The 24447-nt window shown below is 57.7% G+C and carries 26 protein-coding genes, 1 tRNA gene and 1 pseudogene; 11 read left to right on the forward strand and 17 right to left on the reverse strand.

The window, feature by feature from the left end; all coding sequences use genetic code 11:
* Window positions 1-45: 45 nt before the first annotated feature.
* Window positions 46-123: transfer RNA gene (locus A3L12_RS04985), tRNA-Glu, on the reverse strand.
* Between the two features lie 95 nt (window positions 124-218).
* On the opposite strand from A3L12_RS04985, the gene A3L12_RS04990 reads away from it, so the two are divergent.
* Window positions 219-1214, forward strand: a complete 996-nt coding sequence (locus A3L12_RS04990) for a class I SAM-dependent methyltransferase family protein (protein WP_088882591.1) — start codon at window positions 219-221, stop codon at window positions 1212-1214.
* A gap of 23 nt (window positions 1215-1237) precedes the next feature.
* On the opposite strand, the gene A3L12_RS04995 is transcribed toward A3L12_RS04990, so the two are convergent.
* Window positions 1238-2563, reverse strand: a complete 1326-nt coding sequence (locus A3L12_RS04995; RefSeq protein ID WP_088882592.1) for a TldD/PmbA family protein — start codon at window positions 2561-2563, stop codon at window positions 1238-1240.
* 10 nt (window positions 2564-2573) lie between these two features.
* Window positions 2574-3941 (reverse strand): TldD/PmbA family protein, encoded by a 1368-nt coding sequence (locus tag A3L12_RS05000; RefSeq protein WP_088882593.1) that lies wholly within the window; start codon window positions 3939-3941, stop codon window positions 2574-2576.
* Between the two features lie 114 nt (window positions 3942-4055).
* Here A3L12_RS05000 and A3L12_RS05005 point away from each other — a divergent pair, with 114 nt between their 5' ends.
* From A3L12_RS05005 to A3L12_RS05015, 3 genes are read left to right on the forward strand one after another with little or no spacing between them, the layout of a single operon-like run.
* Entirely contained in the window at window positions 4056-4400 is a 345-nt protein-coding gene (locus A3L12_RS05005; RefSeq protein ID WP_088882594.1) for a cupin domain-containing protein, read from the forward strand.
* A 2-nt stretch (window positions 4401-4402) separates the two neighbouring features.
* On the forward strand, window positions 4403-5116 hold the full coding sequence (locus A3L12_RS05010; protein WP_088882595.1) for an aspartate racemase: 714 nt from the start codon (window positions 4403-4405) through the stop codon (window positions 5114-5116).
* An 18-nt stretch (window positions 5117-5134) separates the two neighbouring features.
* Entirely contained in the window at window positions 5135-6328 is a 1194-nt protein-coding gene (locus A3L12_RS05015; RefSeq protein ID WP_088882596.1) for a redox-regulated ATPase YchF, read from the forward strand.
* On the opposite strand, the gene A3L12_RS08295 is transcribed toward A3L12_RS05015, so the two are convergent.
* From A3L12_RS08295 to A3L12_RS05035, 5 genes are read right to left on the reverse strand one after another with little or no spacing between them, the layout of a single operon-like run.
* Window positions 6303-6524, reverse strand: a complete 222-nt coding sequence (locus tag A3L12_RS08295) for a hypothetical protein (RefSeq protein ID WP_157726702.1) — start codon at window positions 6522-6524, stop codon at window positions 6303-6305. The two genes, A3L12_RS05015 and A3L12_RS08295, sit on opposite strands and share 26 nt — an antisense overlap.
* A 50-nt stretch (window positions 6525-6574) precedes the next feature.
* Window positions 6575-6664: a class III signal peptide-containing protein gene (locus A3L12_RS05020; RefSeq protein ID WP_088882597.1), complete on the reverse strand. Its 90-nt coding sequence runs from the start codon at window positions 6662-6664 to the stop codon at window positions 6575-6577.
* A 31-nt stretch (window positions 6665-6695) separates the two neighbouring features.
* Entirely contained in the window at window positions 6696-7214 is a 519-nt protein-coding gene (gene cyaB / locus A3L12_RS05025; RefSeq protein ID WP_088882598.1) for a class IV adenylate cyclase, read from the reverse strand.
* Complete coding sequence (locus A3L12_RS05030; protein WP_088882599.1) at window positions 7215-7697, reverse strand: Lrp/AsnC family transcriptional regulator; 483 nt, start codon at window positions 7695-7697, stop codon at window positions 7215-7217.
* Window position 7698: 1 nt separating this feature from the next.
* Complete coding sequence (locus A3L12_RS05035; protein WP_088882600.1) at window positions 7699-8232, reverse strand: UbiX family flavin prenyltransferase; 534 nt, start codon at window positions 8230-8232, stop codon at window positions 7699-7701.
* 88 nt (window positions 8233-8320) lie between these two features.
* Here A3L12_RS05035 and A3L12_RS05040 point away from each other — a divergent pair, with 88 nt between their 5' ends.
* Window positions 8321-9124 carry a diadenylate cyclase gene (locus A3L12_RS05040; protein WP_088883223.1) on the forward strand — a complete coding sequence of 268 codons (804 nt, stop codon included), beginning with the start codon at window positions 8321-8323 and terminating at the stop codon, window positions 9122-9124.
* A gap of 20 nt (window positions 9125-9144) precedes the next feature.
* Here A3L12_RS05040 and A3L12_RS05045 read toward each other — a convergent pair.
* From A3L12_RS05045 to A3L12_RS05060, 4 genes and pseudogenes are all read right to left on the reverse strand, one after another.
* Window positions 9145-10385 (reverse strand): annotated as a pseudogene (locus tag A3L12_RS05045) (sugar phosphate nucleotidyltransferase).
* 60 nt (window positions 10386-10445) lie between these two features.
* Window positions 10446-10715 carry a helix-turn-helix domain-containing protein gene (locus A3L12_RS05050; protein ID WP_088882601.1) on the reverse strand — a complete coding sequence of 90 codons (270 nt, stop codon included), beginning with the start codon at window positions 10713-10715 and terminating at the stop codon, window positions 10446-10448.
* Window positions 10716-10724: 9 nt separating this feature from the next.
* Complete coding sequence (gene feoB, locus A3L12_RS05055; protein ID WP_088882602.1) at window positions 10725-12701, reverse strand: ferrous iron transport protein B; 1977 nt, start codon at window positions 12699-12701, stop codon at window positions 10725-10727.
* An 11-nt stretch (window positions 12702-12712) separates the two neighbouring features.
* Window positions 12713-12946 (reverse strand): FeoA family protein, encoded by a 234-nt coding sequence (locus tag A3L12_RS05060; protein ID WP_335755169.1) that lies wholly within the window; start codon window positions 12944-12946, stop codon window positions 12713-12715.
* Between the two features lie 163 nt (window positions 12947-13109).
* Between A3L12_RS05060 and A3L12_RS05065 the strand changes: the two genes are divergently transcribed.
* A complete protein-coding gene (locus A3L12_RS05065) occupies window positions 13110-13895 on the forward strand; it encodes a 7-cyano-7-deazaguanine synthase (RefSeq protein ID WP_088882604.1) in 786 nt (261 codons plus the stop codon).
* A gap of 1 nt (window position 13896) precedes the next feature.
* A complete protein-coding gene (locus A3L12_RS05070) occupies window positions 13897-14910 on the forward strand; it encodes an AIR synthase family protein (RefSeq protein WP_088882605.1) in 1014 nt (337 codons plus the stop codon).
* Here the strand turns inward: A3L12_RS05070 and A3L12_RS05075 are convergent.
* Both A3L12_RS05075 and A3L12_RS05080 read right to left on the reverse strand, forming a co-directional pair.
* The gene (locus A3L12_RS05075; RefSeq protein WP_088882606.1) at window positions 14890-15963 is read right to left on the reverse strand and encodes an mRNA surveillance protein pelota; all 1074 of its coding nucleotides are present in this window, start codon (window positions 15961-15963) and stop codon (window positions 14890-14892) included. The genes A3L12_RS05070 and A3L12_RS05075 overlap by 21 nt on opposite strands.
* 33 nt (window positions 15964-15996) lie before the next feature.
* The gene (locus tag A3L12_RS05080) at window positions 15997-17043 is read right to left on the reverse strand and encodes a Xaa-Pro peptidase family protein (protein WP_088882607.1); all 1047 of its coding nucleotides are present in this window, start codon (window positions 17041-17043) and stop codon (window positions 15997-15999) included.
* A gap of 98 nt (window positions 17044-17141) precedes the next feature.
* On the opposite strand from A3L12_RS05080, the gene A3L12_RS05085 reads away from it, so the two are divergent.
* The 3 genes from A3L12_RS05085 to A3L12_RS05095 are packed head-to-tail and all read left to right on the forward strand — an operon-like array spanning window position 17142 to window position 20113.
* Window positions 17142-17795 carry an HAD family hydrolase gene (locus tag A3L12_RS05085; protein WP_088882608.1) on the forward strand — a complete coding sequence of 218 codons (654 nt, stop codon included), beginning with the start codon at window positions 17142-17144 and terminating at the stop codon, window positions 17793-17795.
* Between the two features lie 52 nt (window positions 17796-17847).
* Window positions 17848-18978, forward strand: coding sequence for a tRNA (guanine(10)-N(2))-dimethyltransferase (locus tag A3L12_RS05090; RefSeq protein WP_088882609.1), 1131 nt, complete (start codon window positions 17848-17850; stop codon window positions 18976-18978).
* A 40-nt stretch (window positions 18979-19018) separates the two neighbouring features.
* Window positions 19019-20113 (forward strand): VIT1/CCC1 transporter family protein, encoded by a 1095-nt coding sequence (locus tag A3L12_RS05095; protein ID WP_088882610.1) that lies wholly within the window; start codon window positions 19019-19021, stop codon window positions 20111-20113.
* Here A3L12_RS05095 and A3L12_RS05100 read toward each other — a convergent pair whose 3' ends face one another.
* The 3 genes from A3L12_RS05100 to A3L12_RS05110 all read right to left on the reverse strand — a co-directional run bounded on the left by A3L12_RS05100 (window position 20114) and on the right by A3L12_RS05110 (window position 22021).
* Window positions 20114-21484 (reverse strand): MATE family efflux transporter, encoded by a 1371-nt coding sequence (locus A3L12_RS05100; protein ID WP_088882611.1) that lies wholly within the window; start codon window positions 21482-21484, stop codon window positions 20114-20116. It lies immediately after the preceding gene.
* A gap of 90 nt (window positions 21485-21574) precedes the next feature.
* Window positions 21575-21766: a 50S ribosomal protein L37e gene (locus A3L12_RS05105; protein WP_088882612.1), complete on the reverse strand. Its 192-nt coding sequence runs from the start codon at window positions 21764-21766 to the stop codon at window positions 21575-21577.
* A gap of 24 nt (window positions 21767-21790) precedes the next feature.
* A complete protein-coding gene (locus A3L12_RS05110) occupies window positions 21791-22021 on the reverse strand; it encodes an LSm family protein (RefSeq protein ID WP_088882613.1) in 231 nt (76 codons plus the stop codon).
* Between the two features lie 141 nt (window positions 22022-22162).
* Between A3L12_RS05110 and A3L12_RS05115 the strand changes: the two genes are divergently transcribed.
* Window positions 22163-24391, forward strand: a complete 2229-nt coding sequence (locus A3L12_RS05115) for an alpha-amylase family glycosyl hydrolase (protein WP_088882614.1) — start codon at window positions 22163-22165, stop codon at window positions 24389-24391.
* Window positions 24392-24447: the final 56 nt, after the last annotated feature.

Here is a 24447-nt window from a genome sequence, read left to right on the forward strand (position 1 = left end):
AGTGCAAAGAATGCTGGAATTCCGGTGGTGGACATCGAAAAGTTCTGGTGCCCCGGCCGGGATTTGAACCCGGGGCGCGGGCTCGAAAGGCCCGCATGTTTGACCGGGCTACACCACCGGGGCTCGATACTAAGGGAAGCGGGGCGTTTAAAAATCTTTCGTTATCCCGCTGGAGGGGTTGCGGTAGCCTTTTTAAATCCCTCCCCAAACTTCCCCCGATGCTCGCCGTTAGGGTTCCAAGGAAAGAGGCCGAAAAAACCCGCAGAAAACTGATGGAACTCGGGGTTCTGGCCAGAGGTTACGCCGTTAAACGGGAAGCCGGTTTCGTGCTTTTTCCGGTTACGGAACCCGTGGAGGGCTTTCAGCTCATCGAAACAGACTTTAAGAGGGTTGAACCGAGGCCCCACAGCTACCGCGAGGTTGTTGAGGTCCCGGAAAGTCTCAGGAGGTTGCTTCCGGGTTCGTTCGACGTCATCGGGGACGTGGCCATAGTTGAAATCCCGGAGGAGCTGAAGGGGTACGGGAGGGCTATAGGCGAGGCCATTCTAAGGGTTCACCGCCACATAAAGGTCGTTCTGGCCAAGGGGGGCAACGTTTCGGGCGAATACAGGGTTAGGAAGCTCCTGCACCTCGCCGGCGAGAGGAGAACCGAAACGCTCCACCGGGAGAACGGGATAAGGCTGAAGCTGGACGTTACGAGGGTTTACTTTTCCCCCCGTCTGGCAACGGAAAGGATGAGGATCTTCAGAAAATCCCGCCCCGGTGAGGTCGTTTTTGACATGTTCGCCGGGGTGGGGCCCTACTCGATACTCCTCGCGAAGAAGGTCAAACTCGTCTTCGCCTGCGACCTGAACCCGTGGGCCGTCCGCTACCTCGAGGAGAACGTGAGGCTCAACCGCCTCAACAACGTCGTGCCCGTTCTCGGAGACGTCCGGAAGGTTGCCGGAAAGGTCGTTGCGGACAGGGTCATAATGAACCTTCCGAAGTTCGCGGGCCGCTTTTTGAGGGAGGCCATGCTGAGCGTCAGGGACGGCGGGGTGGTGCATTACTACGGCTTCGGCCCGGAGGAGGACCTCTTCTCGGAACACGAGGAGAGGATAAGGGCCACCGCGGAGGAGCTCGGGTTCGGGGTTGAGGTGCTCGAAAGAAGGAAGGTCCGCCCCTATGCACCGAGGCAGTTCAACGTGGCTATAGACTTCAGGGTCTGGAAGTAGCTTTCAAAAAAGTTAAAGGGGAGTCACTTGCCGGCTATCTTCACGTTCTCGAACCTTACGAAGGGGGCCACCATCGTGGTCATGAAGGGTATCACGACCTGCTCCTTCGAGACTTCGCTCGCCCCTTTGAGCAGTTCGTAAACGTTGCCCGCCATTAGGAAGACGCTGGAGCCCTTGATTTCCCCGTCCTCGATGAGGAAGGCGGGGTTTGCGGTCACGGCGAAGTTTCCGTTGTCGGGATTGCTCGAGTGGGCCCCCTGAAAGCCGTCCACGAAGTAGCCGTGCTCGATTTCCGATATCATCTCCTCGAAGGGGCGCTTCCCGCTTTCGATCACCACGTTGTGGAAGCCTATGTTTATACCCCCGCTTCTCAGATCGCGTTTTCCGTTCCCCGTGCTCTCCCTTTCGTGCACTTTGGCCCAGTAGTTGTCCCAGACGAAGTCCCTGAAGGTCCCCCTTTCGATCAGAACGTTCTTCCTCGTCGGCACTCCTTCTCCATCGCCTATCGTCGGGTTCAGGGCCAGCTCGTGGAGGGGATCGTCGTAGAGGTTTATCACCTCGCCCGCTATCCTTTCCCCGACCCTGTTCGCCAGAGGCGTCGTTCCCTTTACGAGCCTCTCACCGCTGAAGGCCGGAAGGAGGGCGTAGCTGAAGAGTTCCGCGATCGCCCACGGGCCGAGCACTATGGGAACCTCCTCGTTCCCGCTCGGTTTCACGCTGTAGGCCCACCGGACCTTTTGGACTGCCCTTTCCACGAGCCCCTCAACGTCCAGATTGAGGTCCCTCCTCGCGTCCAGATCGAAGATGCCCGGCGTTACGGAGCCGTTTTTCCTCCCGACGAGCTCGAGGAAGAGGAACGCCGCACCGCCCTCCTGGTGAACTTCAACCCCGTGCGAGTTGACCACGAGGCTTTCCCTCCACGATACTCCGCCCTCTCCCCCGGCAACCACCGAATGGGGGTCCTTCTCGTGGACGAGCTTTACGGCATTAACGAGCATCCCCACGAGCTCTTCGGGAGATGCATCCTTCAGTTCCGGGTTCGTCTCCGGCGCCTCGCGGTACTTCCCGGGCTCCGGAAGGGAAACCCACTTCTCGTCCGGACTGTTGAGCCGTGCCATTCTGGCAGCCCTCTCGATGGCCTCCCTGATCCTCCCGGGATCGTCGCTGTCAACGACGGCCAGACCGAGTTTTTTGTCCTTTATCCCGCGGATCGTTGTCACGGCCCCGCTCTCCGTGGAGGCCATCGAGATCTCGTTGAGCTCGACGCTCGCGCTGAGTTCCCTTGAACGGTAAACGGCTATCTCAACCTCGTCGAAAAACTTCTCGCCGTACCTCAGGAGTTCCTCCATCTTCACCACCTCACCCTATCAGTATGCCCCCGTCGAAGCGCATGTGCGGTCCGCCGGAGCTCACGAAGGCCGTCTGCCCCTTTCCGCAGAAACCGACCTCGAGGCCGAAGTCCCTGCCGACTCCGGAGATCTTCTTGAGGGCATCTATCGCAACTCCGGTTATGGACGTGTCCCTTATGGGCTCCGCAACCTCGCCGTTCCTGATGACGTACCCCTCCTGAATTCCGACCTGAAAGGCGCTGTTGAGCTGGGCCTGTCCCCCGCGGAAGTCCACGACGTAGTAACCGAACTTCACGTCCTCGATGAGCTCCTCGAAGGACATGTCACCGGGCTCGAAGATAGTGTTCCTCATCCTGATTATGGGCGGGTAGTGGTAGCTCTCGGCCCTCGCGTGGCCGTTTGGCTCCATGTTCCACCTGTGGGCGTACTCGCGGTTGAGCATTATCTCCTTCAGGATTCCGTTCTCGATTATGTGAATGTCCCTGACGGGAACGCCCTCGTCGTCGTATCTGTCGTTTCCGAAGCCGCCTTCGACGTGCCTCTCGCTCATGGTGACGTATTCAGGTGCTATCTCCTTCCCTATGAGGTCCTTGAAGGGTGAGTTCACCGTCAGGTCCGCTTCGGCCAGATGACCGAGTGCTTCGTGGGCGATGATGCCCACCACTATCGGCCCAGCGACTATCGGGAACTCCCCGCGCTTCGGGGCCACCCCCTTCAGCTGGCTGTGCATCTTCCTCAGGATCCTCTCCGCGACCTTCTCGTTCGGCTCCACATCCGTCATCAGCTCCCAGCCGTGGTCAACGGCCCCTATGCTGTCCCTCGCCATTGCCAGCTTCCCGTCGGCCTTTCCGGTCACGTAGGTTCCCTGATAGAGGTAGTTGTAATCCCACTCTATCCTCGTTCCCTCGCTCGTCAGGAGCACCTTCTTCCCGGCCCCGTCCTCGTACCTTACCTGAACGCTCTTAACCGCGGCGTCCTCCCTGAGGAGCCCCTCCAGTTCCCGGAGGTGGCGCACCTTGTCCCCGACGTCGACCTCCCCCGGTTTGATCCGCATCCTGCTCTTCACGAAATCCTCGACGGGCTTCACCTCGGCCAGCTCTATTTTCTCCTTTCTGGTTTCTGCAGCGGCCTTCGCCAGTCTGTAAGCCTCTTCGATCTTTTTCTCGAGGTTCTCAAGTTCGCTGGTCGAGGCAAACCCCCATGCGCCGTCCGCAAGAACCCTTATGGCGACTCCCCTCTGGAGCTTTCCTGTGAAGCTCGTGAAAACCCCGTCCTTCAGTCCCAGAGTGGTCTTCTTCAGGTCCTCGTAGCGGAGTTCTACATAGTCTGCCTTCAGATTCTCCTCCGCCCAGCGGAGGGCCTTTTCCAGTGCCTCCATGAAAAACACCCCTTCCTCCCTCGGTGCGTTACTATAAAATTTTTTGGGCATTTCGATGGGCGTCGAAATAAAAAACCTTTTCAACCCTAAGGACAACTCCCGAGGGGGTTGCGGATGAGGGGAACCGTAAGGGAAATGATCGACAGGGGAACCTACCGGAAGCTGCCCCTCTTCGAGGGAGAGCTGCCTCCGGGAAGCTACGCCCAGATAGTGGAGGTGAAGCCGGGGCAGAGGGTTGGGAAGCACTATCACCTCCACCAGTACGAGCTGTTCTGCATAATCGGCGGCGAGGCGCGGCTCGGGATAGGCGAGGTTGAGTACGTTGCGAAGCCCGGTGATGTCTTCCTCGTAAAGCCAAAGACCGTTCACTGGGTCGTCAACGGGAGCGATGAACCCTTCAGGCTCTTCGTGGTCAAGCTCAACTACCGCGGGGACGACTCGGTGTGGCTGGAGGAATGATAATGTCCGAAAGGGTGATCGGAATCCTCGGTGGCATGGGCCCCATGGCGACGGTGGAGCTCTTCAGGAGAATAGTTGAGAAAACCCCGGCGAAGAGAGATCAGGACCACCCGAGGGTGTTGATCTACAGCAACCCCAAGATCCCCGACAGGACGGCCTTCATCCTCGGGAAGGGAGAGGATCCGAGGCCCGAGCTCGTTGATTCCGCCAGAAAACTCGAAAGATGGGGGGCCCATTTCATAATAATGCCCTGCAACACGGCCCACTTCTTTGCCGATACCATCCAGAAGGCCATCGGGATCCCCCTCGTCAGCATGGTGGAGGAAACGGGGGAGCGCGTGAAGGCCATGGGCCTGAAAAAGGTCGGTCTCCTCGCCACCGACGGAACGATCAAGGGCCTCATCTATCACCGCGCGCTCCTCGAGAGGGGTGTTGGGGTGGCGGTTCCCGGGAAGGAGGATCAGGAACTCGTGATGAGGGGGATATACGAAGGCGTAAAGGCCGGAAACCTTGAGCTTGGGAGGGAGCTTCTACTGAAGGTTGCGAAAAGGCTCGAGAGGCGTGTCGATGGTATCATAGCCGGCTGTACCGAGGTAAGCGTCGTCCTGAGGCCCGGGGACCTGAGCGTCCCCCTCATCGATCCCCTTGATGTGGTGGCTGAGAGGGCCGTGGAGCTTGCCCTTCAGCGCCGAAACTCCTTAAAACCCTCCCCTTAAATTAGCCCGGTGGTGGTCATGGAGATAGGCCTCGTTGGAAAGCCAAACGTTGGAAAATCGACGTTTTTTGCGGCCGCGACGCTCCTCGACGTTCAGATTGCGAATTACCCCTTCACGACCATTGAGGCCAACGTCGGCGTGAGCTATGTGATAACCGAGCATCCCTGCAGGGAACTCGGCTGCAGGCCGAACCCGCAGAACTACGAATACAGGGACGGAAAGGCCCTGATTCCAATAAAGGTGATAGACGTTGCGGGCCTCGTGCCGGGGGCTCACGAAGGGCGCGGTCTCGGTAATAAGTTCCTCGATGACCTGAGGATGGCCTCCGCTTTAATCCACGTGGTGGATGCGACCGGCAAAACCGATGAAGAGGGAAACCCCGTTGAGCACCACGATCCCGTGAAGGACATAGAGTTCCTCGAGAAGGAGATAGAGCACTGGATATACGGCATCCTGAGGAATAACTGGGAGAAGTTCGCAAAGCGCGTAAGATTGCAGCGCCTGAAACTCGCCCAGGCGATAGCCGACCAGCTCACGGGCATAGGCGTTACGGAGGAGGATGCCTTCGAGGCGATTCACAGGCTCGGTCTGAAAGATGATCCGACCGGGTGGAGCGACGAGGACCTGTTCGCCTTCGTTCGCGAGCTCAGGAAGATAAACAAGCCGATAATAATAGCGGCCAACAAGGCTGATGCTGTTGCGGACGCCCAGATAGAGCGCCTGATAAGGAAGGGGAAGAGCAGGGGATACATAGTCGTCCCGACGAGCGCAGCGGCGGAGCTGACCCTGAGGAAGGCCGCAAAGGCCGGGTTCATAGACTACGTGCCGGGTTCGAGCGACTTCAGGATCCTAAAGCCCCTGAGCGGAAGGCAGGAGAAGGCCCTTCAACTCATAAAGGAGAGGGTCCTCGAAAGGTTTGGCTCCACGGGAGTCCAGGAGGTGATAAACAGGGCAACCTTCGAGCTCCTGAACCTTGTGCCGGTCTACCCCGTTGAGGACGAGCATAAGCTCACCGACGGTTTCGGCAACGTTCTCCCCCACGTTTATCTAATGAAGAAGGGTTCAACGCCGAGGGATCTGGCTTTTAAGGTCCACACCGACCTCGGGAGGACCTTCCTCTACGCCGTCAACGCAAAAACCCACAGGAGGATTGGGGAGGATTATGAGCTTGAGTTCAACGATATAATCAGGATAGTCGCCACCGCGAGATGAAGGGGCCGAGTAGGGTCAGGAGGAGAAAAAGGGCCGGCCCGCAGATTTTATTTTCTTCACCTGACGCTCCGTCTGCTGTCTCTCCGGCCGCCTCGCCGGGCGTTTTTTGGGCACAAGGGTCGAGACCTATCCTCTGAAGGCTTAGGTCGGCGAGGTAAACCTCGGAGAGGTTGTACTCCTCCGCGTATTTGCACACCAGCTTTGAGAATTCCATGACCTGTGATTCGTCGCTCAGGTTGGCGTAGCTCAGGGCGAGTACTCTACCAGAACCATCACCAGAGCGACCGCTATCATGAAAAGGTACTCGAGGGAACCCTGTCCGCGGTTGGATCCCATTGCGATCCCCGTGTAATTCTGTGTGGTCGAATTATTTAACCCTTTTCCCGGCCTCACGGAGGAGCTCCCGGTAGAGCCTCGGCTCAACGTCCTCCCTTCCGAGCCCGAGTTTTCCGGCTACATCCCATATCCTTCCCTTCGCTTCGTCAGCATCCCCGGAGATCACCTCTATGTCGAGAAAGGCCCCGAGGCCTTCGACCTCGTTAAGCTCGAAGGTGACCTCCCCGAGCCTGTAGACGAGGCGCCTCTTCCGGACCCATAGCTCCTCCCCGAAGCCGAGGCGTTTAAGGATCAGGCGGGTCTTCTCGAAGTCCGAAACTTCGACCTCTATCTCTTCGAACTCCTCGTTCCTTCCCGGATCGTTTATGCGTTTGTAGGTTAGAAAAGAGCGGTCGAGGTTACGTATCCGCCTTACCCTGAGGAGTTCCGGGAGGGGGATCGAGAAGTAGAGGTCCTCCTGAAGTTCTTCCCTCACGAAAGTTGCCCCTAAGGACTCTATTGCCCTCCTGATCTCCTCGAAGTTGACGCGGAACTTAACTTCGATTTCCATTCAAACCCCCACGAGGAAGCCCGCAAGGTCGCCTCCCTTCGCGAACTCGTCCAGCTCGAAAACCTCGACCCTTTTGAGCGTTGGGAGGGTTCTGATGGTCTCGTCGATGAAGCGGTTTAACCTTTCGGGGGAATCCTCCCCAATGAGCGCCACCACCCCGTCCTTTCCGCTTCTGGCCACGGCCATGACGTTCGGGAGCATGGAAAGGGTTCTCATCACGTACCTAACGTACCTCTCGAGGAACTCCTCGATCACGGGGGTCTCGGCCTGTATGTAGACGAGGGCGAGGTTCCTCGGCCTGAAGCTGTCCCCGAGAACTATGGTGTACCTATCGATTACCCCCTTCTCCTGCAGTTTTTTAATCCTGAAATGGATCGTCGATTCCGGCCTGTCGAGTTTCTGGGCTATCTGGGAGATGGTTAACCTCGCATCCTGCTTCAGGACGCGGATGATGGCCCTATCGAGGTCGTCAAGCTGGGTCATGTTAACTCCTCCACCGGGGGTAAACATCGTTGTTGATTCCAATGGTATCTAGGATCTTTCCGATTATAAAGTTTACCATATCGTCCAAAGTTTTGGGTTTTATGTAAAATCCCGGAGATGCTGGCATAACTATACCCCCCGCTTCGGTGATCTTCACCATGTTCTTCAGGTGTATCAGGTTCAGGGGGGTCTCCCTGACGAGCAGAACGAGCTTTCTGCGCTCCTTCAGGGCCACGTCGGCCGTTCGGGTTATCAGGTTATCTGCATAACCGTTCGCTATCGCGGCGAGTGTCTTCATCGAGCACGGGGCCACCACCATGGCATCGAAGGGGTTCGAGCCCGAGGCCACGGGGGCGAAAAGATCGTCCTCCCCGTAATCGGGGTGAAAATCCATACCGGTCTCGTACTTCGTAACCCTGAGTCCCGTTCTGGAGGCCATCGTAACGACCTCATGGCCGAGCTCCTTCAGAACCTGGATGAGCCTGAGGCCGTAGATAGAACCGCTCGCACCCGTGATGGCCACTATCACCTTCATGTCCTCACCGGAAGGAATAGGGGATGATTCTTTTAACGTTTTTGAGGGCAGGGTTTATAAGGTGGAGGAATAATCAACGGCGATGGTCATGGGTGAGGAAACGCTTTCCGTTCTGATAAAGGCTGCCGTGGAGATAGTCAGAGCTATCAACGGCAGGGCCCTCGTTATCTTCGAGGATTTAAAGGCTGAGGACGTTCCGGACGTGGACGTTACGGTTGTGATAGTTGGATCTTCCTTCGATGTTGAGGATGAGAGGGTTAAGAGGGTCTCCATTCCCAGAAGCCTCGACATAAACAACGCCCTGAACCTGATCTCGGCCTTTCTGATCGAGCAGGAAATACTGGCCGAGGGGGATCCCTTCGTTTACGTTACTCCGGAGCTTATAGGAGTAAAGACCGTTGAGAACAGGATATCTGCCATGAAAGGTTTTTTCGCCGAGAATCAGAACGTTCTTCAGAGGCTCCTTGATATAGCGATAGAGCTGAGCGTCGAGGGCAGGGAGGGTCTTTCCGTTGGAACGATCTTCACCCTCGGGGATTCAAGGAGGGTGCTCAGGCACTCCCATCAGCTCATACCCAACCCCTTCAAGGGACACAGGATAAACGTCCTCGACAGGAACAGTAAGGAGATCATAAAGGAGTTCGCCCAGCTCGACGGGGCCTTCGTGGTCAGGGATGACGGAAGGATAGTGGCAGCCGGTAGGTACCTCGAGGCTGAGGTGAAGCCGGGCGAGCTGATGCTTCCGGCGGGACTCGGGAGCAGGCACATAGCGGCCGCGGCCATAACCCGGCTTACGAAGGCGGTGGCCATAACCCTCTCCGAGAGCGGCACCATAAGGATATTTAAAAACGGCCTCATGCTCCTCGAGTACAACCCGAGGCTGAATTATTAAAAAAGGCTCAAAAGAGCCGATCAAAAGAGCCACTGGTTCTCGATGCACTCGTCGCAGGGCGGTTTCTCCCCCGCTATGGCCTTGAACTTGGTGTAGATGCACTCGGGCAGGCCGAGGGGACAGCGTTCGGGGGTAAGGCCGGGCCTGACCTTCGTTGGATCCAGCTTTATTTTGATGTAGGCCTCGTACTCCTCAACCTTCTTCCAAGGCAGGACCTTGGCGCCGTATATGACGAGGTTGTCCTTAACCCTCGAGTAGTCGCCAAGGACGGCGTTTTCCTTTAGTATGACGTTCCTTCCAACTACCACGCCCTCCCCAAGGATAACGTCCTTGAGCTCGGCGCGCTCCTTAACTACGTCGTTGCCCGTTAGTATGGACCGTTTTACGTAGGCACCGTCTTCCAGTATAACGTTGGGGCCGATGTAGGTGTAGGCCTTTATCTTAACGCCGTGTCCGATTTTTGCCCCTTCGTCTATGTAAACCGGCCCCTGAATCTCAACGTCCTCGGGGACCTGAGCCGTCTCTTTTATGGTCATGTAACCGTCGTCCCGGGCAATTTCGTTGAGGGCTATCTGGTGAGCGTAGAAAAGGTCCTCCGGCGTTCCGAGGTCAACCCAGTAGTAATCGCGCGGGATCCTGTAGCCGTAGACTTCCCCCTTCGCCACGTACTTCGGAAGGATCTCACGCTCGAAGTAGACCTCCTTTCCGGCGGGAATCTCCTCGAGTACCTTCCTGTTCACGACGTAGATTCCCGCATCCACGAGGTTGGTTCCGGGCCTGTGGGGTTTCTCCTCGAAGTGGACTATTCTGCCCTCCTCGTCCGTCTCCGCGACACCGTAGCGCTCCGGATCGTAGACCTTGGTGAGGCCCACGGTTATCAGACCGCCCTTTTCTCCGTGGGCCTTTATCAGCTCCCCGAAGTCGAAGTTCGTGAATACGTCACCGTAGATCACGAGGAAATCCCCGTCCACGTACCCTTCGACGTTCTTCAGGGCTCCCCCCGTTTCGAGGGGCATCGGGTCGCTAACGAAGCGTAGCCCTTTGGATAGTCCGCCATTTTCTCATCGATGAACTCCCTTATCTCACCGCGCATGTAGTGAACGGACAGGATGACCTCGTCGATTTCCTCCACCTTCTCCAGCCTTTCGAGGAGGTACTGGAGGTTGGGCTTTCCAAGGACCGGGATCATTGGCTTAGGTCTCGTGGAGGAGAGCGGCCTTAACCTCGTTCCAAAACCGCCGGCGAGAATAACCGCCTTCATAACATCACCGTTTAACACTGCGCCTCCGGACTTATATATTTTACGGCCATTAAATATTCCCTACTCCTTGCCACCTTCCTTCTTTCTCCCGGGGTGAAACTCCAGGGGAGCGTACACCTTGCCCTTAAACCTGAAACAGGAACCGGGGCAGACGCTTTTGAGGGGGCAGGTCTCGCAGGCCGGACTTCCGAGTTCAACCCGTTCGACGTAGCCCATGCTCTCGAGGATCTTCAAGGCACCCTCCACCTCTTCCCGGGATATGGAGAGCTCCCTGGAGATCTCGTCGACGTTCTTTCCAGCTTTTATGAGTTCGAGTATCCTTTCAAGCACGTTTTCACCTCAGTAGCCCAGAGCGGTTCCAAGGTTCCAGACGACGATCCCCACGAGGCTCGCGAGGGCCGTCATGTAGATGACGGCGAAGGCCGCCCATTTCCAGTTGCTCTCCGCCCTTATGGCCCCTATCGTCGCTATGCAGGGTACGTAGAGGGTCGTGACGAGCGCCAGCACGAAGGCCTGCAGAGGCGTCATAGCTCCTACCATCGCATCGGTGTTGCCGTATATTATCCCGTAGGTCGATATCACGTTCTCCTTGGCTATGATACCGAAGAGCAGGCTAACAGCCGCCTTCCAGTCAAGCCCCATAAGTTTCATGTAGGGTTCGAACAATGCCCCCAGCCTCTCGGCGTAACTCCCCCCGGTGCCTATCGGAACGGGGTAGGCGCTCATGTACCATACGATGACCGAGCCGAGCAGGATTATCGTTCCCGCCTTTTTGATGAACTCCTTGCTCCGCTCCCATGAATGGATCGTCACCGTTTTCCACGATGGTATCAGGTACTCGGGCAGTTCTATGACGAAGGGACTCTCCTCCCCCTTAATGACGAACCTGCTGAGCAACCACGCCACCGCGAGTGCGAGCATGATCGCGATGGCGTATATCCCGACCGCCACGAGGGCCTGATTTTTCGAAAAGAACGCACCGGCTATGAAGCTTATGACGCTCAGTCTGGCACTGCAGGGGATGAGCGGGTTAACGAGCATGGTGACCAGCCTGTCCCTCTCGTCTTCGAGGGTTCTCGTCGCCATAACCGCTGGAACGTTGCAGCCGAAGGCCAGTATGAGGGGCATGAAGGCCTTCCCCGGGAGGCCGAACTTCCTCATGATGCGCTCCATCACCACGGCCGCCCTCGCCATGTAGCCGATGTCCTCCAGTACGGAGAGGGCGAAGAAGAGGAGGAACACGAGGGGGAAGAAGCTCAGGACAGAGCCGACGCCAGCGATTATTCCATCGACGATAAGACCGCGGAGCATCTCACTGGAGATCATGAGGGCCAGCCATTCACCGAAGGCCGAGAACGCGTCATCCAGCAGCTCCTGAAGGGGCAGGCCAAGGACGAAGACGAACTTGAAGATAACGTAGAACACCCCGAAGAGTGCGAGCAGGCCGTAGACGGGGTGCGTGAGGAAGCTGTCCAGCCGATCGCTGAAGGACCTCCCCTGCTCCTTTGAATACCTTACAAAGCCGTGCATGAGGCCGTCTATGAACTCGTACTTCTGGCTCGCTATGATAAGATCCATCGCCCTTTTGTAGCGTTCCTCAACCTCCGAGATGTGCCCCATTATCTCGTCGAGCTTTTCCTTTCCGAGGTGTTTGAGAACGAGTTTCATGACGTCCCCATCACGCTGAAGGAGTTTCACCGCGAGCCAGCGGAGGCTGTACCTCTCGGCAAGGGGGGTGTCCCTGAGGACAAGGGTTACGTGTTCTATCTCCCTCTCGACCTCGGGATCGTAGGTCGGGATCCGGGGGCGCGTTTCGATCTTCCCGTGGGCCATGAGGGCTATCTTCTCCTTCAGTTCCTCTATGCCGACCCCTTCCTTGGCGTTGAGGGGAACCACCGGGACGCCGAGCAGTTCCTCCATCCTCTTGACGTCTATCCGGATCCCCCTCTTCTCCGCAAGATCGATCTTGTTGAGTGCTATTATGACGTTCTTCAGCCCCATCTCGAGGATCTCCATCGTCAGGAAGAGGTTCCTCATGAGTGCGGTTGAATCGACAACATCCACAACCACGTCGGCGTTTCCCCCGAGGAGGAAGTCCCTCGCAACGAGCTCGTCAACGGAGTGTGCCGTCAGGGAGTATATCCCGGGGAGGTCCACCACCAGAAACTTCTCATCTCCGTGAACCATCACGCCCTCCTTCTTCTCCACCGTCACCCCGGGCCAGTTACCAACGTGCTGTCTCAGCCCGGTCAGGGAATTGAAGATGGTGGTTTTACCAACGTTGGGGTTGCCGGCGAGTGCGACCACCTTCATCATAATCCTCACTCCTATAACTTCCTCACCATGACCCCGCTGGCGAGCCCCTTGCCCACGGCGACCCTAACGCCGCCGGTGGAGATTATCACGGGACCCCACGGGTAGGATTCGAGCACCTGAACCGTCGCCCCCGGGACGATGCCAATGGAGGTGAGCCTCTGCCGGGCGAGTTCTCCCTTGAGAATGTTAACGACGACCCCCCTCTCGCCGGGTTTCATCGTGCTTAAAGGTACTATCATGATCATCACCGTTAGGTTATTCTAATTCAATGTTCTATGGCATGAAAACTTTAAAAAGTTTTAGTGAGCCTAACTTGACTTGAAAGTTTGAATATAGAATGTTCCCGGTTCGAAGGCATCTCCGGGGCCTCGAGCTCAGGTTTTTAAGCTCTCACTCCAAGCTTCCCGTATGATCGAACGGGCCGTTGAGGAGGTAGTGAAGTTCTCGGAGAAAACCGGACTGCATCGTAAGAGGGTCCTCATCCTTTTCTCCGGGGGGAAGGACAGCTCTCTCGCTCTGTACCTCCTTAGGGAGGCGGGGCTTGACGTTTCGGCCCTGACCTTCTTTCACCGCTGGAGCTGGAGGGAACCCCTCAGCCGGGCAATGGGCTTCACCCGAAGGCTCGGCGTTGACCATTTCCTCATAGACATCACCGACGGTCTTCTGCGTGAGGCCGTTGGGAGGAAGGGGCCCGTCTGTATAAACTGTAAGAGGGTCATGCTCTGGAACGCGAAGTGGTTCGCCCTCAACAACGGGTTCGAGGTCATCGCCAAGGGGGACAACGCTAACGACAAGGTCGTGGGCGCGTTGCTCGACCGCTGCAGGGAGCCGAGGCTCTGCGAGCTGCCGAAGATGGGCCTCCCGATCTTTAGGCCCCTGATAGGGTACACCGCCCGGGAGGTTGAGGAACTCGCGGAAGAGGCCGGCGTAAGGCCCTACCGCATGTACGAACACGGCAGAAGGAGGCAGTGGCGCGAGGGCTGTCCCCTCCAGTACATAGAGGGGGAGGAGACGGTGAGTGTGGAACTGATGGACCTCTCCTACAGGGTTAACCACGAGATAAGCAGACTCGCCCGGAGGAGAAAGGTCCGTATGAGCGTCAGGGTCCCGAGTTTTGAGATCATGTGCTGGAACTGCGATGGCGAAACGCTGGAGGAAGCGGAAAGGATCGTTTCCCGTTTCAGGAGGGTTTAAAATGAAGCTCCCGCCCGGAAAGTTGAGGAACGACCTTTTGAGGGAGGTTGTGCTGCCCAACCTCGGGATGGAGGATGAGAGGATAATCTACGGGCCGAGGGAAGGGTTCGACTCCGCGGTTCTCGAATACGACGGTGAGAACTACCTGATAGTGGCCACGGATCCGACCCTCGGCGTTCCCGAAGAGGGCTTTGGCTTCTTCACCTACCACTTCGCCTCGGGTGACGTTGCCGTTTTCGGTGCGAGGCCGCGGTGGCTCGTCGTCGATCTCCTCCTTCCCCCGGGAACTCCGGAGGCTTTTCTGAAGAGGACCATGGAAGAGCTGAACTCCGAGTGCAGGAGGTACGGAAGCTCCATAGTGGGTGGCCACACGGGGGTTTACCCGTCCCTTAACGAGCCCACCGCAACGACCACCGCGATGGGGACGGTTAGAAAGGAGGAGCTGAAGCTTCCCCTCGCGAGGCCCGGCGACAGGATAATTGTCACAGCTAAGGTCGCCCTCGAGTTCGCGGTTTCGGCTTCCCACTTCAGGGGAGAGCTTAGGAGAGTCCTAAAACCCGGGGAGCTTTCGAGACTCAGATCCATGTACAGACTTGAAACCGTGGTTCCCGATGCGCTAACGGCCAGACCCTTCGTCAGGGGAATGCACGACGCGACCGAAGGTGGTCTAACGGCCCTGCACGAGATAGCGGACAACTCCGGCCTTGGCTTTCTGGTAAAAGCCTCCGAATTAAAGCTCGATCCCCTCGTCAGGAAGGTTCTGGAGTTTTACGATCTCGAGCCCTGGAGCGTTTCCTCGAGTGGAACGCTGATAGCCATAACCCCTCCGGAAAACTCGGCCCCCCTGATCGCGGAACTGCGTAAAAACGGAATCGAGGCCTTCGACATCGGGGAGTTCACGGAGGGAAGGGAGCGTCTTTTGATGGAGGACGGCTCGGAGAGGCCGTTTCCCCGGTTCGAGGGCGACCCCTACGTTGAACTCTACGCCCGGCCTTCACCGGACTTTGAACCTTAAGAGGGCCGCGAGCCCTCCGAGGGCCCTCAACTTCTCCCCCCCTTCGTGCTCCGAGCTTACCACGACGACCTCTCCCCTCGAATGCCTGACGGCCTCCATTATCTCCTCGATCCTCTCCCTGTTCTCACCCTTGAGGAGCTCGTCAAGGACGAGTAGCGTCTCCACCGCACCGTAGTTAACGGCCTCTTCGACCTCTCTCAGACCGTAGGCAGAGAGACCGTTGTTCTTCGCCACGTTCTCGAGCACCTTCTCGACGAGCCTGACCTCTTTGGCCACGCGGTTCTCGTGATAAACCTTTTCAACGGTTCCGCGCCTGATAACCTCGTATATCCCCGTTCTTCCGGTTACACTGGTGTCCTCGAGCACAACCTTCCCTGCCAGCGCCGGGTACTTCTCCCGCAGGAAGGCGTGGAAGTCCTCCTTAACGAAGCCGGGGCCCGCCACGATGACCCTCTCGATACCCTCGCGCTCCATCACCTCCTCTATGGCCCTTGCCACCTCGTGGAAGAACCTCTTCTCCTCTCCCTCGCGGTCGGTGCCGTACATCTTCCCCCCGAGGTTGTGGCGTATCCCCTTGAGCATCTCAACGCCGTAGGCCCTGATGACGGCCATGTCGGCCTCCCCGTAGTCGATGACCACCACCATAACGCGGGCCCTTCTGGATGCCTGAACCGCCTCCCTGAGCCTTTCCAGATGGTGTTCCCTCCAGCGCTCCTTTTCTATCGTTACGACCGTTCCCTCCTCGACGGTTATGGTGTGGTACTTACCGAGGGGAACGTCCTCCCTCGAGGCGTACACTATCGGCCCCGTAACCCTCAGCTGGTTGGCGAACCTATGGAAGTTCACCTTCTCGGCCCTGACCCCGAGGAAGACGGGAACGACCTCCACCTTCTCGGCCCTGAGGGAATCCGAGCGCTGGGCCTTTTTCCTGAGGGTTTTGGCGTAAACCCTGTCCCCGGGGTCTATGATGTGGTAGAGGTGCCAGAGATCGTCGAGGGTCTCCGCCCTGACCTTCACCCTGCCCTCCTTGACGTCCTGATGGATTATCTGCACCCTTCCACCCCCGGGTCGCCCATGGAGAGGTCCTCAGATGAGCTCCCTCTCAGTTTTGGTCAGCCTTACCGGGCCTTCCCTTGTGATCAGTACCGTGTCCTCTATCCTCACCCCGCCGAAGCCGGGGAGGTATATCCCGGGTTCCACGGTTATCACCATCCCCGGCCTGAGCTCCGTATCGTCCTGCTGGCTTACCCTTGGCCACTCGTGGATCTCCAGTCCAACGCCGTGCCCGGTTGAGTGGATGAAGTAATCTCCGTAGCCGTATTCGGCTATGACCTCCCTGACGGCCCCGTCAACGTCCTTTGCTTTAGCTCCGGGTCTGGCCATCTCAACGCCCTTTTTCTGGGCTTCGAGGACGGCGTAGTAGATGTCTTTTTGCTTCTCGTTCGGACTGCCGGCGACTATCGTTCTGGTCATGTCGGAGTTGTAGTGCCTGTAGAGTGCCCCCTCGTCTATGACCACCAGATCGCCCCGTTCGATCCTTCTGTCGCCGGCAATCCCGTGGGGCAGGGCCGAACGAGGACCGCTCGCTACTATCGTGTCGAAGGCCGGCTTCTCGGCCCCGTTCATCTTCATTACGTACTCCATTCTGGCCGCCACTTCTCTCTCCCGCCTGCCCTCGCGTACCTCCTCGAGCGCCGCCATCATCGCCATGTCGGCTATCTCGCAGGCGGCCTTTATGGCCTCGATCTCTTCGGGTTCTTTTATTATCCTGAGGTCCCTCACGACCTCGTCTATGGAGGTAAACTCCCTCACCCCCACCTTCTCCCTGAGGGTCTGAAGCGTTGAAAAGCTTGTTTTCCCCTCGATCCCGAGCTTTTTCAGGTTGAGGGAGGAGAGCTTCTCGTAGAGTTCCTTTCCCGTCTTGAACTTCTCCACGGGAACCCTCGAGGTTTCCCTTGCCTCCTCGTACTCGAGCTCTGGAACGATGAAGAGGGCATCGTCCGGGGTGACAACGAGGTAACCGCCGAGGACGGGGGCGCTCCCTGAAAAGTAGAACAGGTTCTCCCTTCCCGTTATGAGTGCCCCGTCGAGTTCCTTCCCGGCTATGAATTCCCGAAGTCTTTCGATCCTCATACGATCACCGGTTCTACTAAGCCGGGTGCAATAAAACCCTTTCGGGGCCGGGCCGGAAGGGATATAAACCGCGCTGAGGAAACACCACGGGACCGGAGATGACGGTGTACCTTTTTGATTTTGACGGCACCCTCGTGGACAGCACCGGGGCGGTTGAAAAGGCCCTCAGGATAGCCATAGAGAAAACCCTGCCCGCGGTGATAGAGAGCGATCTCTACGACGATTACTATCAGGCCCTCTTCCTCTTCATCAAGGGCAGGCTCACCTACAGGCACCTTACCGTTATCCACGAGCTCGTCGCCCAGGGGACGATCCATGAGTACTACAAGCTGATGCCACGCTACATAAGGGACCTGCCCTTTGCCAGAGAACTGGTTAAGGAACTGAGGAGGCGCGGCAGGAGGGTTATAAGCTTCTCGGGTGAGCACACCTACCCCGGGGGAAAGGTCATCTTCATGAAGAAGACCAACTGGTACGACGAGTTCGATGAGGTCATAACCTTCAACGGAACCCGGGACATGCTCGAGAAGTTTGCCACACTGCGCGAACTTCATCCGGATGAGCCCTTCGTCTGGATAGACGACAGCGCGAGCAGGTTCACCTACGTTCTGGACGACAACACCCTCTTCATTCAGAAGGCCTCACCCTACAAGAGCGACGTTGCCCTGCTCCAGGAGAGGATCAACTTCATTAAGATACGGGAGCTCCGCAGGGTGCTGGAGATAGACGACGACCTGCAGCAGTTCCTTTAGGTCCGCGGGTAAATCCTTTAAACCCCTCAGCTCTCCTTCCCACGGTGGGAGGATGGGATTTCGTAAGCTGAAGGAGGGCCTCGCGGAGATCCTTGTTCCCGATGCTGAGAGAATTTACGACGCCCCCGTTTTCTATAACCCGGTCATGGCCCTGAACCGGGACCTGAGCGTTCTGGCCGTTGATATCTTGGAGCCGAAAAGGGTCCTCGATGCCTTCTCCGCGACGGGCATAAGGGGAATCCGCTACGCCCTCGAAACCCCTGCTGAAGAGATCTGGCTCAACGACATAAGCGGTGAAGCGTTCAACCTCATACTGAAGAACGTCTGGACGAACCTCGGGCTGGAGGGAAGCTGGGCCGGGAAAGGAAGGGTTCACTTCCTCGGGGAGAAAAGGGTCGTGGTGAATCTCGGCGATGCGAACGGGCTCATGGCAGGGAAGTTCCGGTACTTCGATTTCATAGACATCGATCCCTTCGGATCGCCGGTGTGGTTCCTCGATAACGCCCTGAGGAGCGTGAAGAGGAGGGGCGTTGTAGCCCTCACGGCAACCGACGCCGGAGTTCTCTGCGGGGCCTACAGAAACGCCTGCCGCAGGAAGTACCTTGCGGAGCCCATAAGGGGGGAGCTGTGCCACGAGGCAGGTCTCAGGATCCTCATAGGAACGGCCGTCAGGTACGCCGCTAAATACGACCTCGGTGTGGACGTTCTGCTCGCCTATTACCGGGACCACTACTTCCGCGCTTTTCTAAAGCTCAAGAGCGGTGCCAGAAAATCCGATGAGAGCCTTTCCAGCCTCGGCTACCTGTGGCAGGATGCCAGCGGGGAGTTTGAATACCTGACCGGAACGCTGCCGGGGAAACCCGGGCCCCATGGTCCCCTGTGGCTCGGTCCGCTGAAGGACGAAGATTTCACCCGTGAAATGCTGAAAAGGGCCCGTGATAAAGTTCTGTCCCACAAAAAGACCCTTCCCTTCCTCAAGACCCTCGTGGAGGAACTGGACGTGCCCTTCCTCTACGACACCCACGCCCTCGCGAGAAGGAACGGCCTCGAGGTTGGCAGGCTGGAGGGGATCATTGAAACCCTCAGGGAACTCGGCTACCGCGCCACGAGGACCCATTTCTCGCCCACGGCCCTGAAGACGGACGCACCCTTCCGGGAGGTCCTCAAAGCCATGGGGGGATGACTTTATAACCTCCGTCTCGAACCATCTCGGGGGAGCGGGGATGAAGGATATGATAGCCCTCGCCCGGGAATTTTACAGGGATGAGTACGCCGATTCGGTACTCTATGCGAAGCTTGCGAAGTTTGAGCGGGACGAGAAGGTGAGGAACGAGTTTATGCGGCTCTCGCGCATGGAATCCAGCCATGCCCGGTTCTGGCACGATTTCGTAAAGAGGCGCGGGGGAAAGGTGCCAAGGCCTTCCGTAAAAGGGCTCACGGTTTTCTGGGTTAGACTGCTCAGGAAGGTTCTTGGACCGGGTGCCGTGGCTTCCCTCCTCGAGATGGGAGAAAACAGCGCCGTTCAGAAGTACCTAAAATACCTGACGACCTACTCTGGAGAGCTCACGGAGGAGGAGAGGGAATCCCTAAAACGGATTGTTCTGGAGGAACTCGAGCACGAGAAGTTCTTCAGGGAGGAGGAGAAACGCTTCCACGTTGAGAACACGCGTGATCTGATCCTCGGCATGAACGACGGCCTCGTCGAGATTCTCGGCGCTGTTACCGGTCTCTCCGCGGTCTACCCGGGGAACCCTCATCTGGTGGGGATAAGCGGTCTTATCGTTGGGGTCGCGGGGGCCCTCTCCATGTCCATAGGGAGCTTCGTCTCGGTCCGCTCCCAGAGACAGGTAAAGGAATCCGTCAGGGAGAGGATGGAGGTTCTCTTCAGGGTTTCCCCCGAGAGGGTAATGGAAGAGCTCGTCGAGAGGCTCGTTGAGGGGGGAATGCCCGAGGATGTGGCAAGGGAGGTTTCCAGAGAGCTCTCCAGCAACAGTGAAGCCGTTATGGGCCTTCTCCTTCCCGAGGCCGAGGAGAACGAGGTGAGGGCGGCCCTGTATACGGGCCTTTCCTACCTGCTGGGCGTGGTCTTTCCGGTTACCCCCTACTTCCTCGCCTCAAGCTCCCTCGTGGCCCTCCCCCTGTCCGTGCTTTTCGCGGGTTCTGCCCTCGCCGTAGTGGCGACTTTGATATCGCTCCTCTCGGGAATATCCGTGAGGAAGAAGGTCGTCGAGATGGTTACCACGGGCCTTGGGGCGGCCTTCTTAAGCTACGCCTTTGGAAGGCTTATGGAGGCCCTCTTCCACGTCTCGGCCCTTTAGTCATACCTTTACGCTTTTCCATCCTCCCCTCTTGAAGGCCCACCAGAAGAGCCCCGCGGTGGTGAAGGTTTCGAGGCTCATGGCCACCCACGCGGCAACAACGCCGAGACCACCGATGTGAATCCCCCCAATCGTAACGCCGAAGCCGAGGATGTAAGCCGGGATCAGGCGGAAGAGGGGCTTGCTTACCGCCGTTATGTACATCGGCGTTTTCGTGTCCCCGGCACCTCTGAGCGCGCCGCTGAGGACGAAGAGCCATCCGAGGGGTATCTCGCTTATCCCGACGATCGTCAGGTACACTGCTGCGAGTCTCACAACATCCAGACGGTTCGGATCGGTCGGGCTCACGAAGGGCATCACGAGGTAGCGGGGGAAGGCTATCAGGATGAAGGCCATAACGGCCATGAAGAGCCCCACCATCTTGAGGGCTTCGTAGGTTATCCTTTCGGCCTTTTCAGGCTTTCCCTCACCGAGACTCTGGCCGACGAGGGCGGAGGTTGCCACGTTGAAGCCGAAAGCCGGCATGTAGGCTATGCTCTCGACCCTGAGGCCAACCTGATGGGCGGCAAGGGGCACCGTTCCGAAGCGGGTTACTATGCTCATGTAAAGGAAGTTGTAGAAACTGAAGATGCCACGCTCTATCATCGCCGGTATACCTATCCGGAGAATGCGCCTTGCCATGTCCGGATGGAAGCTCCAGCTCGGTCTGAAGTGGAGCACCAGCCTTCCGCTCCAGAGGAGGTAGAGGCCGATGAGGAAGGAGGTGGTTATCCCTATCCCCGATGCCCACGCCGCACCGACCGCTTCCAGTCTTGGAAAGCCGAGCTTTCCGAACACCAAGAGGTAATCGAGGACCCCGTTTACAGCGTTCATCAGAATGCCGAGTTTCATGGGCGTTTTCGTGTCCCCGGCACCCCTGAGGGCGGAGAATGCCGTGAAACCGGCGAATCTAATTGGATAGAACGCGAACAACACCCTGATGTACCCGTAGCCAAGGGAAATCACGTCCGGCTTTGCACCCATTATCCTGAGGATATCGTCCCCAAAGAACCATCCGAAGAGGGTAACGGGAACCCCGAGGAGAAACGAGAGGTAAAGGCTCTGTTCAAGTGTTAAGATTGCGCTGGCCTCGTCCCTCGCACCCACGAACCTCGCTACGAGCGCGAGGGTTCCCGTTGAGATGGCGATCATGATGGGCATCATGAACCAGCTCACCTGACCGGCCAGACCCACAGCTGCAAGGGCGAGGGTACCGAGGTGGCCCACTATCATCATATCCACCAGGTTGAGGAGGGTCTGGGAGATGTTCCCGGTTATGGCCGGCCACGCCAGTTCCCAGAGGCGGCGCTGGTGTTCGTTGAGGCGAATCATTAAGACGTCCCTCTAAACGGGGAGAAGGGGGTTTGACTTAATAAGGGTTGCGGTGGCGCTTGATCTAACCGGGCCAAAAAGAAAATAAAATCAGTAGCGGAGGTTTCTCTTCTTTCTCCAGGAGTGGGACCAGCTGTACTTCTTCATGCGCCTGCTCCTTCCGAAGCCACAGGCGGCACAGTAGCCCTTCTTAACGTTGTAGGCGCGTTTTCCACAGCGCCTGCATTTTATGTGGGTTGGAGTGTGGTTCCTCCTGCCCTTTGGTGCAGTCCCGCTTCCCATCGTTACCACCCGCTGGATCTCACTTCACTCAACCTCAACGGGGGAGATGGCCAGAACGTTGTCTCCCCTGATAACGATTTTACCGTAACTCTTAACGACCTCACCGTTCTGGATGAGGTCAGCATCCGCAAGGACGATGTTCAGGTGGATATCGTAACCGATGAGCCTGCCCCTGAACTCGGAACCCCTCTTCAGGAGCACGAGCACGTCCGTGTCGAGCGACCTGTGAATAACGTCAAGTGGTCTTTCCGCCATTTTCGCGCACCTCCAAATAATCAAAGTTCGTAACGATAACGAGAGAAACGGTTTATAACTCTTTCCCCCTCCCCGCGGTCTGGCTCCGGGGGAATCCGGAGATTATATAAAGGTATCACCCGTGGTGAATATGGTGGTATCATGAAAAGGACGGGTTTGCTGATTTTCCTTCTCCTCCTTACCGCGGTGGTGAGCGGCTGCATCTCCACCGGAAACCTCCCGGAGACGCCTTCCGAAGCGACTTCCGCCGCGGCCCGGCCCGGGGTCGGCCTTCCCTCCGGGAACTACACCCCCCTCTACACCGGATCCGGGAAGGGGTGTCCGGCCGGAATGGTTGGCGTCAGGTTCACCTATCACCCGGAGAACGGGACGGTGGAGTCGGTCAGCCTTCGGGGGAGTTTCAACGGATGGAATGAGTGGCCGATGAAGGAGGAAAATGGAACGTGGAGCAGAACGGTCTGCCTTAAACCCGGAAAGTACGAGTACAAGTACTTCATCAACGGCCAGTGGGTCAGGGACATGTCCGACGACGGCACCGGAAAGCCCTACGACCCCGAAGCGGACGGGTATGCAAACGACGGTTACGGCGGGAAGAACGCCGTCAGGATCGTTAAGGGAAGCCCCGGTTTCTACGTCCGCTTTGATCCCGAAGACCCCGCCTACCTGAGCGTTGCCGACAACAGGACAGTTGTGAGGATTGAGGCCGGGAAGGAGACGGTGAGCTCGGCACTGCTCGTAACGGACGCTGGAAACTACACGATGAAGCGCCAGCTCTGGTGGGACTCGGGGGAGATGTGGAGGGCAGAGGTGCCTTTCGTTAGCCCCATGAGGTATTACATCCTCGTGAATTCCACAGATGGTGGCCTTTTCGCGATCCTCAACACGAGCGAGAACCCCTTCTTCAACTTCGACGGCGTCGACAGGTTCCCCCAGCTTGAGTGGGTGAGCAACGGGATAACCTACCAGATATTCCCCGACAGGTTCAACAACGGCAACGAGAGCAACGATGCTCTATCCCTCGACCACGACGAGCTTCTCCTCAACCAGGTTCATCCCGGAAGACCCCTGCTCTCGAACTGGAGCGATCCAATTACACCCCTTCACTGCTGTCACCAGTACTTCGGGGGGGACATAAAGGGGATAACGGAGAAGCTCGACTACCTGGAAAGCCTCGGGGTCACGATAATATACCTCAACCCGATATTCCTCTCCGGGAGCGTCCACGGTTACGACACCTACGACTACTACAGGCTCGATCCCAAGTTCGGGACCGAAGATGAACTAAGGGAGTTTCTCGACGAGGCCCACAGGAGGGGCATGAGGGTCATCTTCGACTTCGTGCCAGACCACGCGGGCATCGGAAACCCGGCCTTCCTCGACGTCTGGAAGAATGGAAACCGGAGCCCCTACTGGAACTGGTTCATCGTAAAGCAGTGGCCCTTCCTTCTGGGCGATGGAAACGCCTACATGGGCTGGTGGGGGCTCGGCAGTCTGCCGAAGCTCAACACGACCAACCCGGAGGTCAGGGAGTACCTGATAAACGCCGCACTTTACTGGCTCGACTTCGGGTTCGACGGGATAAGGGTCGATACGCCGGGCGATCTCCTCGATCCTGAGACGTTCTTCTCCGAGATGAGGGAGCGTGTAAAGGAGAAGCATCCCGATGCCTATCTGGTGGGCGAGATATGGACGCTTTCTCCGGAGTGGGTTAAGGGGGATCTCTTCGACTCGCTGATGAACTACGCCCTCGGAAGGGACATCCTGCTTAACTACGCAAGGGGTCACCTGAGCGGGGAAGCGGCCATGAAGATGATGGGCAGGTACTACGCCTCCTACGGGGAGAACGTGGCCGCTATGGGCTTCAACCTCGTCGACTCCCACGACACTTCGAGGGTTCTCACGGATCTCGGCGGGGGGAGCCTCGGGGAGGGGCCGACCAACGAATCCATCGTGAGGCTCAAACTCCTCTCCACGCTCCTCTACACCCTTCCCGGCACTCCTGTGACGTTTCAGGGGGACGAGAGGGGACTTCTGGGCGATAAAGGACACTACGACGAACAGCGCTACCCGATAAGGTGGGATGAGGTGAACGAGGATGTGCTTAACCACTACCGTGCCCTGGCCGCGCTGAGGCGGAACGTTCCCGCCCTGAGGAGCAGTGCCATAAGGTTTTACACCGCCAGCGGGGGCGTGATGGCCTTCTTCAGGGGGCACGAGGATGAGGTTCTCGTGGTGGCCAACAGCTGGGAAAAACCCGCTGAAATCACCCTTCCCGGGGGAGAATGGCGGGTCCTGTGGCCCGGGGATTACGCCGTCTCGGGTACTCTGGAGGTGCCGCCCCTGAGCGTCCTCGTTCTGGGAAGGGATTGATTTCCCTTTTTCCAAAAGCTTTTTATGAAACGCCCCCACTCCAGTCTCAGGTGGTG

This window comes from Thermococcus sp. P6 (assembly GCF_002214525.1).
Classification (GTDB): domain Archaea; phylum Methanobacteriota_B; class Thermococci; order Thermococcales; family Thermococcaceae; genus Thermococcus.